A 13,640-nucleotide genomic window follows, 5' to 3' on the forward strand; every position below is an offset into this window, starting at 1 on the left:
GATCTATTAGTTTATTTTGTACTTATACACAAAAAAATCGCTCCATTTAACTTGGGCGATCGGTCGATTCGTTCTATCTTAAAATATTTTATTTATAAATTTGAGAACCTATCAGAAGCAAACAAGAAGAGCATTGGTCTTCAATGCCTGTGCATGTTGCAATAACATCCTTTTTCTCTGAGACCTGACCAGTGTACGATAATTCTTGATTGACAAACCGCCCGACGCACGGACAATACGATGTCCAACGTTTTATTTTATAGTTCCTCGTCATCCATGATCTCCCACTTTCCCTGTTATCCCTTTAACCCTCAGCAGCATTATTTTCTCCCCATCCCCTACTTCTACCCTTTATTTTCTCTATCTAAACAACGGAATGTTTTTCCATTATTTTAATCTCTTCATACTCTATATTAGACAATAAGAACTAGCTTATGTCTAGTCAAAATCCTCTAGCTTTTTTTACAAATAATTGATGGATATACTAGTAAAACAATGAAAACCGCAAAGCCCGATAAAAGGGCTTTGCGGTTTTCATTACTGCTTATTCTCTTTGTTTCTAATCCACATGGCTGTTAATAAAATAATAACTAAAAGCACGGCTTGAGGAATCATAGTTTCCCAGGTCGGATAAAAGCCGATCCAGCTAATAATTGGCAAGCTGTGAATTTGTGTTGTACTAATGTGGTCCGTCAACTGCAACGCATGAATACTCACACCGAGTATTTTAAACGCTAAGAAATAAATTAAAATGGTCGCAATTTTAAAGAAAGGACCGACAGAAATTTTTGCACTGTATCGGATAAATAAAAAGGCAAATACCGTTAAAATAACAAGGGATAGGACAATACCAGCAATCAATTTGCCTGTACTAATCGACGGAGCCATTCCCATATAGAAAATAATCGTTTCTGCTCCTTCTCTAAAAATCGATAAAAAGCTGACAAACGCCATAGAAACGATACTGCCGGTTGAAAGAGCCGTTCCCATTTGTTTTTGAATGTAACGGTTCCAGGATTTCATGTTCGATTTCTGATGCAGCCAGACACCTACGCCAATCATCATCACAACGGCTATGATTCCCGTTACACCCTCAATCGCTTCACGATTCGCTCCTGCCGTTGCCGCTGAAAAGGCCATGTTAATAAAGATCGCTGCCACGATACTCATCAGAATTCCCGCTAGAGCACCGAACCAAATCCATTTTTGATGCTGGGAGGCGTTTGCTTTTCGCAAGAAGGCAATTAAGGCCGCTACGATCAACAGCGCTTCTAAGCCTTCACGAAGCATAATTAGAGCTGCATCCCACATCGTATAACTCTTTTTTGCTTGCAGCAACTCAATGGATTGCCTATATTCATTTATCTTCTCTTGCTGCTCTTTTACGTCAGTGCCTGAAGAAAGTTTTCCTGCAATAACAGGAATGTCACTCTCTAGTTTCGTATACAAACCGCCATTTCGTGTCCGTACGTCTCCCTCAACAGACGGCCAAACAGTTAAAAATTCTTGCAAGAAAGGAACTGCTTTTTTAGGCTGATTGTTATCAACCGATTCGTTCGCTTTTCCTAACAAATCAATTAATGTTTGCAAAGAGTAATGGTCGTTGCTTGCTTTTATTTCCTTACCAGAAACAAAACCGTTCACAGCGCCAGCTAGCTCGTTATAGATGCCCTGAATTTGATCAAAATCTTTCTCTTCTTGTAATAGTGCAATGCGAAGAAAGCCCATTTGCGTCTCGATTTTTCCATAGTACCCAATGCTTTGTTCCCGCACGATGCTTTCGTTCCGGTTCCACGTCGTTAAAAACTTTTGATATTGAGTATAAGCTGATTTCGCGTCTTTGTTTTCAATGGCTGTTTTTAAATCAGCTAAAACGGGTGTAAAGGCCGACTTGACTTGAAGTCGCTGCTCTTCTTCATCAACTGGATTCTGCTCTTTCTCAAAACTAACAAGTGCATGTGACAGATTAGAGAGAGCCGTAAGCATCGGCTCTTTCTCCTGCTTGTCTAATGCTTTATTTACTTCTAAAAGTGTTTTATCTACTTTCTTTGCTTCTTTACTCTTCGCTTGATCCACTTGCTCCCAATCTTCATTTAGTTGAGCAACTAGTGTTTCTACCGCTTTCCAGTCGTCCGCTTTTGTCTTCATCATCGCGTCGCCAACTGAAATGAATAAATTACCATAGTCTTCCTCAGCCTGTACGGGTTGTATAGGAGATAACACATACAACAGTAAGCCAAAGAGAATGATAAGCTTTTTCATCTAATCCTCTCCTTACCCAAACAACTCCGCTCCAAGGTAGCTGCCTTTTTTCACACCTGGAAAGCAGGCGAATAACGCACTGCCACGATGCGTGATATATTCATTTAATTTATCCACTCGCCCGAAGCTATTTTGGATATTAATGAATTGTTTCGGGTGCTTTTGGAACGAGATAAATAGCAATCCTGCATCGAACGCTCCAGTAGTCGGATTAATGCCGTCTGAGTAAGAAAATGAACGCCGCAATATACGATCCTTCACTTGTCTTGCCAAATGGAGATGGGAATTAACAGGTATCACTGGCTGGTCATTTTCTTTTCGGTCAAGCCCAACGTCGTCGAATTCGCCCTTTTTTCCAAGCGGGGCACCAGTGTCACGGTGCCGGCCAAACGTTGCCTCTTGTGCCGATAATGCTGTACGGTCCCATGTTTCCAAATGCATTTGAATTCGTCTTGCTACCAAATACGTACCGCCTGTTAGCCAGCTTTTAGATTCGCCGGGTTGTACCCAAACAACCTCATTCATTTCTTTCTCATTATCTACATTTGGATTTCCTGTGCCATCTTTAAAAGCAAATAAGTTGCGCGGTGTTAGCTTTTTCTTATTTTTTACTTCATAAGAATTAAAGCCCGTCTGCGACCAGCTCATCGTTACCTTTCCTCTTGCTGCACGCACTAAATTACGCACTGCATGGAAAGCAACTTGTGGATCATCCGCACAGGCTTGAATACAAATATCGCCACCGACATAATTAGGATCTAATTGATCTTTTGGAAAATGAGGTAGATCAGCCAGCTCTTTCGGCTTCATATGCTGTAATCCAAGCTCTTTTTTCTCAAATAAACTTGGTCCCACTCCAAATGTTAGTGTCAAATGGGAAGCATCTAGCCCTTCGGCCTCGCCTGTATCCGCTGTAGGAAGCAGCTTATTTGCTGTGTAAGGCTCGACTAATTGACCATTCATTAATTGAGCACTGTAATTTGTCCACAGTTGAAACAGTTCTTTTAACTCTTTTTTAGATTTCGCTATACAATTTAACGCAACAAAGTACACGTGCTCAGGGTTCTTCGTTAAAATTCCTGATTGATGCTTACCGTAAAATTTAACTTTATTCACTGCTGTTTGATCATCATCGATAAACGGGTTCGCTCCGAAAGCTGTTAACGCACCGGTTAAGCCGGAAGCACCGAGAATGACCCCGGCTCCTCCAATTCCTGCGAACTTTAATACATCACGCCGAGAAACTTCTTTTTGCAAGATGGACTTTTCCTCTTGATTGCTCATTTATTCTCACTCCACAACGATTGCCATTTGGCTTAAAGGTTCCCCTAAATGATCGACAGCTTCTGATAATGCTTTCGTATCTTCTTTCGTTAATGTTTCGTAAGACACATAACCGCCTTTTCCATCCTCGTACTTAGCTAGTAATTCATTTAATGTTCCAAAGTTTTCTTCTAATGTTTTAGCAAGCTCAGCATCTTTCTCTTGTAATGTCGGCTTGAAAATCTCGAAAATTTTCTCTGCGCCTTCAACGTTTGCTTTAAAGTCGTACAAGTCTGTATGGGAATAAATTTCCTCTTCCCCTGTAATCTTTGATGTAGAGACTTCGTTTAATAAATCAACTGCCCCTGTAATCATTAAATCTGGCGTTACTTCGACTGTTTCAACTTTAGCCCGCAGTTCTTTTACATCTTTCAAGAGTTGATCAGCAACTGCCTCATATCCTTTTGTCGTACCATCAACCCACAGGCCTTTTTCAATTTTATGATAGCCAGACCACTCTTCCTCTCCTTGTCCTTCTTCTTTGACGTCTGCTAAACGAGCATCAATACGCGGATCAAGGTCTCCAAAGCTCTCTGCAATTGGTTCAGAACGTTCAAAATACATCCGGGCAGGTGCATAAAGCTCTTTTGCCTTTTCGACATCTCCTGCTTTCACTGCCCCTACAAATGCTTCTGTCTCAATGACAAACTGATCGAGCTGTTCTGAAGCGAATTCCTTGTATGCTTTAGCCTCTTTATCTAATTTGTTTGCCTGCTCTGTCTCTGAGCTTGGCGCTGTTTCTTTACTGTCTGTATCCTTTGATGCAGTATTTCCGCATCCAACTAAAAGACTACTTGATAATAACAAAAACCCTACATTTCGGATCACTTGATTCATTATTGAAACCCCTAACCTCTTAATTTTATATTCTACTAATGATTATTAATGATAATCATTGTCAATTACATTGTCAATGTCGTTTTTACCCTTTGTTATATGGAATATTTTCCTTCTTTACTTGGTCTATATATTTTTCTTCTAACGACAAGCGCTAATAAATTTAGAAGTGATTAAAAAATTAACAATATAAAGACCCCAAAGTCTCAACCTTGGGGTCTCTTCTACTTTTTATTTTTCTGTTAAAAAGTATTTCTCGATATCATCTAAGAATAAGTTAGCTGCCAATACGCCGCCAGCCGTGTTCCAGATGGCATCATCTACTTTATGAATATTGTTGTTTTTCACGACATTGAGATTCTTAAATAGCGGATCATTAATCCACTCGTCCTCTAACTTCGGACCTTCTCCTTTAGTTTCTGCTGGATCGTAGGTGAAGTAGAAAAGAATATCACCGTCCATCGCTGGAATACGCTCTTTCGTTACATTTTTCTCAGCAAAGTCCGGCTGATCTTGTCCCTCTGGGCGTGCAAACCCTAATTGATCGAGGATCACACCAGAGAACGTATCTTTATGATAAATCCGTACTTCTCCAGGCATGAAACGAACGATCGATACTTTTTCGTTTAATTTATCGCCCAGCTTGCCTTTTAACTCTTCCACGCGCTTATCAAAATCAGCGATTACTTTGTTTCCTTCTTCTTCCTTGTTTACAGCTTTGGCATAAAGTTCAAAGTTTTCTTTCCAATCACCGCGTAACGTTTCGGCAAACACAGTTGGAGCGATGGCACTTAACTGTTCATAGATTTTTTCGTGACGCATTTTATTTCCGATAATCAGGTCCGGCTTTAAGGAAGCAATCGTTTCTACACTTGGTTCGCCTTCATTTCCAACGCTTTTAACGTCCTTCATTTTATCTTTAATATGGTTATACCAAGGATCTCCCGTCCAAGACTGTACAGCGCCTACTGGTGTCACACCTAATGCTAGAAGGGCTTCTGTTCCTTCATTTGTTAAAATAACGACGCGCTTCGGGTCTCCTTTAATTTCCGTTTTCCCCATTGCATGTTCTACCGTGTAAGGCTTGCTTTCGGTTTTATTTGCCTCATTAGAAGCATTATTTTTTTGAGACGTTTGCTTTTCTTCCTGGCCGCATCCAGCTAGTGCAAAGACAATGACTAACAGGAAAGCTACCAATAGCGTTGAAAAGCTCTTTCGCTTAGAGTATGTCCCCATATGTATTCTTCTCCTCTACTTGAAAATGATTTTCATTTACAGTTAGATATTATTGGATAAAAAGACAATTGTCAATACTCAAATGAAAATGATTATCAGAATCATTGACAGTGCTTTTTTCATCTTTTACACTTAAAAGAAAATAGGAATATTGGGAGAGAGAAATAGATGTTGCTTAAACATACGAAGGGAAAAGCCTTCGGACTAATGATTAGCGGAGTTATTTTGCTCATTTGTACCGTGCTGAGTATTACTCTTGGTTATACCGATACAAATATAAAAATAGCTATTCAAGCCTTTCAGCATTTTGACGGTTCTAACGAACATATTATTATTCAAGACATGCGTCTTCCCCGCGCCTTAATTGCTGCGGCAATCGGAAGCAGCTTAGCTATAGCAGGTGCACTCATGCAAGCCTTGATGAAAAACCCGCTTGCTTCTCCTGATATTATCGGCATTAATGCAGGCGCAGGCTTTTTTATTGTCGTCGCGATGATGGTGTTTTCTGTTAACTCCTTACACGCTTTTACGTGGATCGCCTTTGCAGGAGCTGCAACAGCTGCTTTTATCGTTTATTTTTTTAGCGGAACAGGCGGCGGAGGTCTCACTCCGCTACGGTTAACACTTGCCGGTGCAGCCATTGCGGCTCTCTTTTCCTCTTTAACCCAAGGGTTATTAGTCATGGATGAATCGGCGCTTGAGCAAGCTTTATTTTGGCTTGCCGGATCCGTTCAAGGTAGGAAGCTGGAGATTCTTCTTTCTGTTCTTCCTTATCTTGTAATAGCCACTATTATCGCTTTCTTATTAGCACAAAAAATCAACATCTTAACAATGGGTGAAGATATCGCAAAAGGGCTTGGTCAGCAGACAGGCGTCGTTAAATTAATGATTGCCGTCTCCTTTGTCCTGCTTGCCGGCGGCTCTGTCGCTGTCGCTGGTCCAATCGGATTCATCGGTATTATCGTTCCTCATATCGTTCGATCGTTAGTGGGGAATGACTATCGCTGGGTATTGCCTTACTGCAGTGTACTAGGGGGCATTTTACTATTATTGGCCGACATTGGCGCCCGCTATATCATCATGCCGGAGGAAGTGCCAGTCGGGGTCATGACTGCTTTTATTGGCACGCCCTTTTTTATTTACATTGCACGTAAAGGAGGCTACGCCTCATGAAGAAATATCTATCACTGCGTCTTGGCAAAGGAACAATCTCGTTTTTACTTGACCGAAAAGCTATTTGGATCAATGCTGCTTTTATTTTCTTGCTTCTGTCTGTATTTCTTATAGGGACGGGAATGGGAGAGCAGTTTCTCTACCCGTGGCGCGTTTTAACGATCCTATTAGGGCAAGGAGACGCGTTTGAACAACTGATTGTCAACTCGTTTCGCATGCCAAGGATTCTCATCGCCCTTCTGGTAGGCATGAGCCTTGCTGCAGCAGGAGCCATTTTACAAGCGGTCGTGCGCAATCCCTTAGCCTCCCCCGATATTATTGGAGTCACTGGTGGCGCGTCTGTAGCGGTTGTGTTGTTTTTAGTCGTTTTCACTGATCGGAGCAATGCCCTCACCGTCAGCATTCATTGGCTGCCGTTAAGTGCTTTTATCGGAGCCTCTATTGTCACTTTGCTGCTCTATTTACTAGCTTGGAAAGATGGATTATCCCCTATTCGTCTTGTGTTAATAGGAGTCGGCATGTGGGCGCTGATGAAATCGTTAACGACATTATTCATGATTTTAGGCCCCATTCATCAAGCCAGTCAGGCAAATGTTTGGATTACTGGCTCTGTTTACGGATCGAGTTGGAAAAACGTCTGGATTCTAGCACCTACTACGGTCACCCTGCTCATCATTGTGCTTGTGATGATCCGGCATATTAATATTCAAGAGCTTGGAGAAGGAATTGCTACAGGAGTCGGATCCTATGTGCAGAAGCAGCGTTTTCTTTTATTGCTGATTAGCTCAGCTTTAACGGGGAGCGCGGTCGCATTTGGAGGCGGCATTGGATTTGTTGGGTTAATGGCCCCGCATATTGCCAGACGGCTTGTCGGCTCCTCATTTGGAGCGCTGCTTCCGTTATCTGCTATTATTGGCGCCATTTTAGTTGTAACAGCCGACTCAATCGGGAGAACCTTTTTCCTTCCGGTTGAAGTTCCGGCAGGCGTTTTTACAGCCGCCCTTGGAGCCCCCTATTTTATCTATCTTTTATACAGGCAGCGTAATGCTTAACAAAGGAGCGAAGAGTATATGCCAGCATTAGAAACAAAGTCGTTAACACTGTCCTATGGAGACACGATTATTATTGATGAATTGGATTTACACATTCCTAAAGGAGAAATTACAGTTTTTATTGGCAGCAATGGTTGCGGAAAGTCTACGCTCCTTCGCTCATTAGCCCGCTTGTTAAAACCAAAATCCGGCTCTATTTTAATTGATGGTGAAATGGTATCAAGTCTTCCTACGAAAGAAGTGGCTAAGCGGCTGGCTATCCTGCCCCAAGGCCCCATTGCACCTGAAGGCTTGACGGTTTTACAGCTTGTTAAACAAGGACGCTATCCTTATCAAAAGTGGTACCGGCAATGGTCTGAAGAAGACGAGAGAGTCATCCATCATGCACTTCGGGCGACTGGCATGGAAGAGTTAGCGAATCGGCTGGTAGACTCGTTATCGGGCGGCCAAAGACAACGGGCTTGGATTGCGATGACGTTAGCGCAGGATACCGATATTATTTTACTGGATGAACCCACTACTTATTTAGATATGACGCATCAAATCGAAATTTTAGATCTTTTATTTGAGCTCAATGAACAAGAAGGACGAACGATTGTAATGGTCCTCCACGACTTAAATTTAGCTTGCCGTTACGCTCATCATCTTATCGCTGTAAAGGACAAGAAAGTCTATGCCCATGGAAAGCCTGAACACGTGATGAGTCCTGAGTTAGTCAAAGCCGTCTTCAACATGAATTGTAATGTAACAGTCGATCCGCTCTTTGGTACCCCCATGTGCATTCCTCATGGAAAAGGGAGATACGTTACAAATGAGGTGAAAAAAGAGCATGAACTCATTTACAAATGAAGAAATGGCTGCTTTAGAAGAAAGATATCGATTCACGAAGCAAGCCGCTCCTTCCTCTTTATCGATTCAAACAGCCGATTTGCTCGAAGATCAACGGCTGTATGCTTATTTAATCCAGGTAAAAGAAAAAATTAAAGCAGCCAACACGACGGTAGCTGCCTCTCTTTTTATTAAGCGCTACAGTTTTGCCGTACTCATCGCTCTTTATTCCATGAGTGCACTCAATAAGAAGCTGGATTTTTCCGTTAAGAATGTATGTATTGAAACATTGAATGAAGCGGACAAATTGTGGCTGCCTTCCTTTCGATTTAATGATTTATCTGTTGAAAAAGCGAGTAGTCTAAACCGTTCTGAATGGAGAGAAGAAATCGTTCAACAAGTGTTTAGCGGTCATGTCGACGTATTGTTTACCCACTTAAAAAAGCATAGCAAACTTTCGAAATTAATCTTGTGGGAGAATCTCTATACGTACATTCGCTGGATGTATCAAAATTTATTGGATGACCCTGAACAAAGCACTCAACATGATCTGATTGCGGAGGATTTTCACTATATTGTTAAAGAAGGAGCAAGCTCTTTGTTTGGCTCCTATCATCAAAACCCATTTTTTAGATACGAGGATCAAAAAGAGCTAATTGAAAAAGATGGAAAGCTCATTCAAAAACGTAAAACTTGCTGCCTCTCTTATTTAGCTGGTTCTAAAGGAAAACATTGCAGCATCTGTCCTATTGTTTGCAAAAGATCGCCAACGTAAAAAAGCTAGTTCATTTACATTGCTTCATGAACTAGCTTTTTATCTTGTCGCATGAACAGATAAAATACCCGTTCACTACTTTTCGCCGAATTTAATAAACATCATTTCATCTTCAATTAAGTTGCAAGCCGCGCATTGCACTCTCCGCTCTGGGCCATTGTAAGCTGCATGAAAAGGACCAGGATCACTCGAGCCTTCGAACCGTTCAAGGACTTCCCCTGTCTGAGGATCTAGTTTCACTGCATGAGCCACCTGTTCAACAATATTGAAGCGGGATCGATTCGTCTTGCAATTTGGACAGCGATATCGTGTACTCATAAGAGCCCTCCTATGCCTAATCTGTTCATTATCCTGCCCAAAATCGCCCTTCCTATTCATTAAATGCCTTTCCTTAAACCAAACAAAGGAGCACTTGATTAAGTGCTCCTTTTCAGGCTGGTTGAAATAGAATTCATTTTATTTGGCTACAGCTCTTCATTAATTTGTTTTAATCGATTCTTTACGTCTTCTTCCGTGAGCCCATGCTCTTTTACATAGAGATTATCTGGATGTATTCTGCATTCATGTGTACAGCCGCGCAAGTACTTGTGTTCATTTTCTTCCGAACAGAAAATCCGCTTATCACACTCAGGATTTGCACAGTTTACGTAGCGTTCACAAGGTTCATCAGTAAAGTAATCTCGTCCTACAACCACATGCTCTACGCGGTTAATCGGAACACCAATCCGGTCATCAAACACGTAACACTGGCCATCCCAGAGTCTGCCTTGGACTTCTGGATCTTTTCCATATGTCACAATGCCGCCGTGAAGCTGATTGACATCTTCAAATCCTTCTTTCTTCAACCAGCCGGAAAATTTCTCACAGCGGATGCCGCCGGTACAGTAAGTTAAGATCTTTTTGCCTTCCAGCTCTTCTTTATGTTCACGGATCCAGTCAGGAAGCTCACGAAATGCCTCGATATCCGGACGCACTGCTCCCCGAAAGTGGCCTAAATCATATTCATAATCATTTCTTGCATCAATAATCACTGTATCCTCTTCTTGCATCGCTTCAAAAAACTCTTTCGGGCTTAAATAATTACCCGTCATTTCCCGTGGATTAATGTCCTCCTCAAGCTGAAGCGTCACTACTTCTTTTCTTGGCCGAACATGCATTTTTTTAAAAGCATGGCCTTCTGCTTCATCGACTTTAAACACCATCTCGGCAAAACGAGGGTCTTCCTTCATTACCTTCATATATTGGTCTGTTTGCTCAACCGTACCGGAAACCGTTCCATTAATTCCTTCAGCTGCCACCAGAATTCGTCCTTTAAGACCGAGCTGTTGGCAAAATTTCAAATGCTGCTTTGCAAACTCCTCGGGATTCTCAATAGGAACATACATGTAATACAGCAATACTCTATATGGTTTAACAATAGTCATCTTATTTTTGCCACCTATCTATTTATATTTGCAGAATATAAATACATTAAGCAATATACTCCTTCCTTATTCTGATTGCAAGCAAAGGGGTCAGTCCCCCTAGCGCTTTAAAGCACTATGAGTACTGACCTCTTTAACTCTAAAAATTCATTTTCGATTGTCCGCCGTCTACATTGATACTGGCGCCTACGATCCAGGAGGATTTGTCGGAAGCAAGAAACGCCACAACATTTGCGACTTCTTCTGGAGTGCCAAAACGCCCTGCTGGAATGTCATTTTTCACAAATTCTTGAATGCGCTCCGGATTCTCTTCAAGCCGCCGCTTCCAGTTCCCTGTTTCATGTAAAATGCTCCCCGGCGCCACACTGTTTACACGGATCCCATTAGCTATCACTTCATCAGCAAAAGCCTTTGTAAAACTAATTAAAGCTGATTTAGCATTGTTATACGTCACTTTGCCGCCGCTCTCTCTTCCGTATACGGACGTAATATTAATGATGGCTCCGCCTTTTTCTTCTCTCATATGACCGGCAGCAAGCTTACTTAAATGAACAGCCGAAAAGTAGTTCAGCTCCAACGCCTCATAAAATAATTCCATCTCTGTTTCCATAACCTTGCCGCCATGGCTGCCGCCAGCGTTATTGATAAGAATATCTATTCTTCCTTTTTGTTCAATAAAAGATTGAATAAGCTTTTCACGTTCATCGGCCTGCAATACATCCGCCTGAAAAATAGTGACACGACCGCCGAGCTCCTTTTTTGTTTTCTCTAACGACTCCAAGCCGCGGGCAGCTATTGAAACATCTGCTCCTTCTGAAAGAAAAACCTCAGCAATGGCCTTGCCAATCCCCTTAGACCCTCCCGTAATCAGAACATTTTTTCCTTGCAGCTGTAAATCCATTAGACCATCTCCTACTCGTTTTATGTATGACAAATGTGAAAAATCACTTTGTGCAACATCTCTTCCCTTTACTGCTATGTAAATAGTAAAAACCTCTCTTTTGCCTAAACAAGCAAAGACGAAAAAACTTATATTTATCATTAGCAAAGCGAGACGGATTTCCTTTTTTACTTGTCTGACCATTCACTCATTCCATTATAACAAGAAGTTTCCATCCCTTCTTTATAAACACGATGAAACTAGATTTTCATCCTGCAAACAAATAAAACAAACCTAATAGGGAGATACTAACGGATATGAAAACTATCACCTGAGGTGCAGACATGCGAAGAAGAGTAATCATTGGAGTTTCCATCTTCCTTTTAGGAATCGGCGCAGTCATGATGGCAAATTTAGATAGACCATCAAGAGAGCCGGAAATTTATTCTCGCGCGGGAATGGATGAAAGAAGGGTACAAGTACAAAACTTGCAGCATAAGAGTCCACACATTCAAAAGGTGGACACGATTCAGGCAAATGAGATTTTAAAGAAGAGATTAAACAACGATCCGTCTATTCAGATGATTCATCACAACGCTCAAGACAAGAGCCACTATTATGCCAACGAGGTCGTTGTAGACTTTAGTACTACCCCAAGCGGAACTAGTCTAGATAAAATAGCTAAGGACATTGACGGAGCTCTTAAGGAAAAACACAATTCTTCCTATATCTTCAAATCTTATAGTAAAACAACAACTGAGTTGATTCAGTATTTCAAACAAAACCATCAGATTAGGTTCGCGGAGCCTCATTACATTTACTTACAAAATGAGGTGAACGATACTTACTACCAGAATTATCAATGGAATTTACCCGCCATCCGTACTGAGGTAGGCTGGAACGTAACCCGTGGCTCAAAAAAGATAAAAATTGCTGTGGTAGACACCGGGGTAGACCTTAATCATCCTGACCTTTCTCGCCGGTTGACAAAGGGCTACAATGCGCTCTCTCCTAAAGATCCGCCACAAGATGATAACGGACACGGTACACATGTAGCTGGCATCATTGCTTCCGTACCGAATAATGGTGTGGGGGTAGCTGGTATTACTTGGTACAATCCAATTATTCCCGTCAAAGTGCTTAATTCCGAAGGGACGGGCGGTTCCTTTGATGTGTCAAAAGGAATCCACTGGGCAGCCGATCATGGCGCGGATGTGATTAACTTAAGCCTTGGAAATTATCAACCGTCCGCTGTGATGGAAGAAGCGATTCGCTACGCAATGAAAAAAGATGTAGTCGTTGTTTCCGCTGCTGGCAATGATAATTCCAGCCAGCCAAGCTTTCCGGCTGCCTACCCTGGCGTACTCGGTGTAGCCGCTGTAGATTGGGAAGGCCGGAGAGCACCGTTTTCGAATTATGGGGATTATATCGATATAGCAGCACCTGGTGTGCACATTGCCAGTACCTTTTTTCAGGGACAGTATGCCAGCCTGTCAGGTACCTCAATGGCGGCCCCTCATGTAAGCGCCTTGGCCGGGCTCATCCGCTCGATTGACCCTAACCTAAGAAATACAGAAGTCATGAACATTATGACACGAACGACACAACAAACAGAACGACCGCGCCCCGCCGTCTACTACGGCAACGGAGTCATTGACAATACAAGCGCTCTGGAGGCGGCTTACAGAAGAAAATATCCACTCGGCAGAACAAGTGAATGGTTTAATCAATTTTTTGGAAGATAGAATCATTTAATTCCAATAAAGATGAAAAGGCGTGATCTGTCCACTATTGGACTAGATCACGCCTTAAAATGTAGACAAAGACTATTTTGCATGTTGCCAGGTTGA

The 13,640-nt window shown here is 41.9% G+C and carries 12 protein-coding genes; 5 read left to right on the forward strand and 7 right to left on the reverse strand.

The features are described 5' to 3' along the window. Positions 1 to 537: 537 nt before the first annotated feature. The 4 genes from A8F95_RS11855 to A8F95_RS11870 form a co-directional block, all read right to left on the reverse strand. Positions 538 to 2,262, reverse strand: a complete 1,725-nt coding sequence (locus A8F95_RS11855) for an FTR1 family iron permease (protein ID WP_065410690.1) — start codon at positions 2,260 to 2,262, stop codon at positions 538 to 540. 12 nt (positions 2,263 to 2,274) lie between these two features. Next, entirely contained in the window at positions 2,275 to 3,546 is a 1,272-nt protein-coding gene (efeB, locus tag A8F95_RS11860; RefSeq protein ID WP_065410691.1) for an iron uptake transporter deferrochelatase/peroxidase subunit, read from the reverse strand. Positions 3,547 to 3,552: 6 nt separating this feature from the next. Next, entirely contained in the window at positions 3,553 to 4,422 is an 870-nt protein-coding gene (efeO, locus tag A8F95_RS11865) for an iron uptake system protein EfeO (RefSeq protein WP_065410692.1), read from the reverse strand. Positions 4,423 to 4,653: 231 nt separating this feature from the next. Continuing rightward, positions 4,654 to 5,658 (reverse strand): ABC transporter substrate-binding protein, encoded by a 1,005-nt coding sequence (locus tag A8F95_RS11870; RefSeq protein WP_065410693.1) that lies wholly within the window; start codon positions 5,656 to 5,658, stop codon positions 4,654 to 4,656. A 168-nt stretch (positions 5,659 to 5,826) separates the two neighbouring features. On the opposite strand from A8F95_RS11870, the gene A8F95_RS11875 reads away from it, so the two are divergent. The 4 genes from A8F95_RS11875 to A8F95_RS11890 are packed head-to-tail and all read left to right on the forward strand — an operon-like array spanning position 5,827 to position 9,486. Further along, on the forward strand, positions 5,827 to 6,831 hold the full coding sequence (locus A8F95_RS11875) for a FecCD family ABC transporter permease (RefSeq protein ID WP_065410694.1): 1,005 nt from the start codon (positions 5,827 to 5,829) through the stop codon (positions 6,829 to 6,831). Further along, the gene (locus A8F95_RS11880) at positions 6,828 to 7,883 is read left to right on the forward strand and encodes a FecCD family ABC transporter permease (protein WP_065410695.1); all 1,056 of its coding nucleotides are present in this window, start codon (positions 6,828 to 6,830) and stop codon (positions 7,881 to 7,883) included. The genes A8F95_RS11875 and A8F95_RS11880 overlap by 4 nt, the downstream gene beginning before the upstream one ends. Positions 7,884 to 7,901: 18 nt before the next feature. After that, complete coding sequence (locus A8F95_RS11885; RefSeq protein WP_065410696.1) at positions 7,902 to 8,732, forward strand: ABC transporter ATP-binding protein; 831 nt, start codon at positions 7,902 to 7,904, stop codon at positions 8,730 to 8,732. Then, positions 8,713 to 9,486, forward strand: a complete 774-nt coding sequence (locus tag A8F95_RS11890; protein WP_065410697.1) for an IucA/IucC family C-terminal-domain containing protein — start codon at positions 8,713 to 8,715, stop codon at positions 9,484 to 9,486. The genes A8F95_RS11885 and A8F95_RS11890 overlap by 20 nt, the downstream gene beginning before the upstream one ends. A gap of 75 nt (positions 9,487 to 9,561) precedes the next feature. Here the strand turns inward: A8F95_RS11890 and A8F95_RS11895 are convergent, their stop codons facing one another. The 3 genes from A8F95_RS11895 to A8F95_RS11905 all read right to left on the reverse strand — a co-directional run bounded on the left by A8F95_RS11895 (position 9,562) and on the right by A8F95_RS11905 (position 11,811). Continuing rightward, complete coding sequence (locus A8F95_RS11895) at positions 9,562 to 9,804, reverse strand: hypothetical protein (protein WP_049660822.1); 243 nt, start codon at positions 9,802 to 9,804, stop codon at positions 9,562 to 9,564. Positions 9,805 to 9,950: 146 nt separating this feature from the next. After that, complete coding sequence (trhO, locus tag A8F95_RS11900; protein WP_065410698.1) at positions 9,951 to 10,910, reverse strand: oxygen-dependent tRNA uridine(34) hydroxylase TrhO; 960 nt, start codon at positions 10,908 to 10,910, stop codon at positions 9,951 to 9,953. A gap of 139 nt (positions 10,911 to 11,049) precedes the next feature. Continuing rightward, positions 11,050 to 11,811: an SDR family NAD(P)-dependent oxidoreductase gene (locus A8F95_RS11905; protein WP_065410699.1), complete on the reverse strand. Its 762-nt coding sequence runs from the start codon at positions 11,809 to 11,811 to the stop codon at positions 11,050 to 11,052. 323 nt (positions 11,812 to 12,134) lie between these two features. Between A8F95_RS11905 and A8F95_RS11910 the strand changes: the two genes are divergently transcribed. Continuing rightward, positions 12,135 to 13,535: a S8 family peptidase gene (locus tag A8F95_RS11910; protein ID WP_065410700.1), complete on the forward strand. Its 1,401-nt coding sequence runs from the start codon at positions 12,135 to 12,137 to the stop codon at positions 13,533 to 13,535. Positions 13,536 to 13,640: the final 105 nt, after the last annotated feature.

The sequence above is a fragment of the Pseudobacillus wudalianchiensis genome (genome assembly GCF_001685015.1).
Taxonomy (GTDB): Bacteria; Bacillota; Bacilli; order Bacillales; family Domibacillaceae; genus Pseudobacillus; species Pseudobacillus wudalianchiensis.

Coding starts and splice junctions, on each gene's coding strand:
- A8F95_RS11855 (WP_065410690.1), bottom strand. CDS start 2,262: ATGAAAAAGCTTATCATTCTCTTTGGCTTACTGTTGTATGTGTTATCT.
- efeB (WP_065410691.1), bottom strand. CDS start 3,546: ATGAGCAATCAAGAGGAAAAGTCCATCTTGCAAAAAGAAGTTTCTCGG.
- efeO (WP_065410692.1), bottom strand. CDS start 4,422: ATGAATCAAGTGATCCGAAATGTAGGGTTTTTGTTATTATCAAGTAGT.
- A8F95_RS11870 (WP_065410693.1), bottom strand. CDS start 5,658: ATGGGGACATACTCTAAGCGAAAGAGCTTTTCAACGCTATTGGTAGCT.
- A8F95_RS11875 (WP_065410694.1), top strand. CDS start 5,827: ATGTTGCTTAAACATACGAAGGGAAAAGCCTTCGGACTAATGATTAGC.
- A8F95_RS11880 (WP_065410695.1), top strand. CDS start 6,828: ATGAAGAAATATCTATCACTGCGTCTTGGCAAAGGAACAATCTCGTTT.
- A8F95_RS11885 (WP_065410696.1), top strand. CDS start 7,902: ATGCCAGCATTAGAAACAAAGTCGTTAACACTGTCCTATGGAGACACG.
- A8F95_RS11890 (WP_065410697.1), top strand. CDS start 8,713: ATGAACTCATTTACAAATGAAGAAATGGCTGCTTTAGAAGAAAGATAT.
- A8F95_RS11895 (WP_049660822.1), bottom strand. CDS start 9,804: ATGAGTACACGATATCGCTGTCCAAATTGCAAGACGAATCGATCCCGC.
- trhO (WP_065410698.1), bottom strand. CDS start 10,910: ATGACTATTGTTAAACCATATAGAGTATTGCTGTATTACATGTATGTT.
- A8F95_RS11905 (WP_065410699.1), bottom strand. CDS start 11,811: ATGGATTTACAGCTGCAAGGAAAAAATGTTCTGATTACGGGAGGGTCT.
- A8F95_RS11910 (WP_065410700.1), top strand. CDS start 12,135: ATGCGAAGAAGAGTAATCATTGGAGTTTCCATCTTCCTTTTAGGAATC.